Origin of the sequence: Methylobacterium sp. E-066 (assembly GCF_022829635.1) — a bacterium.
Lineage (GTDB): Bacteria > Pseudomonadota > Alphaproteobacteria > Rhizobiales > Beijerinckiaceae > Methylobacterium.
Genome location: NZ_JAKSYO010000062.1, coordinates 1 through 871 on the forward strand (window position 1 = coordinate 1; position 871 = coordinate 871).

Consider the following 871-nt stretch of genomic DNA (forward strand, 5'->3'; position numbering starts at 1 on the left):
CCGTTGAACACCTCCCGCAGGTCGTGGTCACGCTGGCCCGAACTCTCCCGCAGCAGCGCCAGATACGGCGCAACCAGCGCCCATTCCTCATCGGACACGTCGGACGGATAGGCGCGGCGATCCAGGCTCATCAGCCAACAAAGCGACACGAACCTAGCAGGCATGCGATAAGTACTTTGAGATGCGAACTCACAAAAAAATTCTTAAGGACTACGACGATATCGCGCGGAGCGTCGCAGTTGAACGTCGTGAGAGGATCATCGAGATCGAAGGCTGCAATCCCGACGATGTGCCGCTCGAGCGGTGGAGCGGGTCTTCAATAAGAGGGTGGCATAGACGCTGGCGCAAGTCGGGAAAGGCTTTTCAAGCATTGGTCCCGCTTGACGATCAGAAAGGGCAGTCGGGTTTCCGCCTCGATCCAGAAGTCGAGACTATCATCGCTGAAAGGGTGCGCGAGGATTGGCTGGTCAGGAACGGTCCCCCACTTAGCCATGTCATTTGCTTCATCCAGCGCAGCATCGAGCAAAAGAATGAAACGCGCCGTTTACCTTTGAATACACCAGATTGCATGACAATTCGGCGCTGGGTGAAAGCTAATATCAGCGAGTTCGATCAAGTCTATTACCGGAAAGGCAAGGCCGCGGCAGAACAGGACTTCAGACATGTCAAAATGGCACCCCAAGCTAGGCGTCCCCTAGAGGCTGTTATGAACCGCTAGGTTCGTGTCGCGTTGTTGGCTGATGAGCCTGGATCGCCGCGCCTATCCGTCCGACGTGTCCGATGAGGAATGGGCGCTGGTTGCGCCGTATCTGGCGCTGCTGCGGGAGAGTTCGGGCCAGCGTGACCACGACCTGCGGGAGGTGTTCAACGG

3 protein-coding genes are annotated in these 871 nt (G+C 57.2%); 2 read left to right on the forward strand and 1 reads right to left on the reverse strand.

Annotated elements, in window-relative coordinates; genetic code table 11:
• Window positions 1-131: transposase (locus tag MKL20_RS06995; protein ID WP_409568124.1), on the reverse strand; the 131-nt coding region annotated here is incomplete at its 3' end.
• A 50-nt stretch (window positions 132-181) separates the two neighbouring features.
• Between MKL20_RS06995 and MKL20_RS07000 the strand changes: the two genes are divergently transcribed.
• Both MKL20_RS07000 and MKL20_RS07005 read left to right on the forward strand, forming a co-directional pair.
• Window positions 182-718: a hypothetical protein gene (locus MKL20_RS07000; protein WP_244036072.1), complete on the forward strand. Its 537-nt coding sequence runs from the start codon at window positions 182-184 to the stop codon at window positions 716-718.
• 22 nt (window positions 719-740) lie between these two features.
• Window positions 741-871: transposase (locus MKL20_RS07005; RefSeq protein ID WP_409568124.1), on the forward strand; the 131-nt coding region annotated here is incomplete at its 3' end.

Excerpts from the sequence above, each read along its gene's own strand:
- MKL20_RS07000 (WP_244036072.1), top strand. The coding sequence starts at position 182 with ATGCGAACTCACAAAAAAATTCTTAAGGACTACGACGATATCGCGCGG.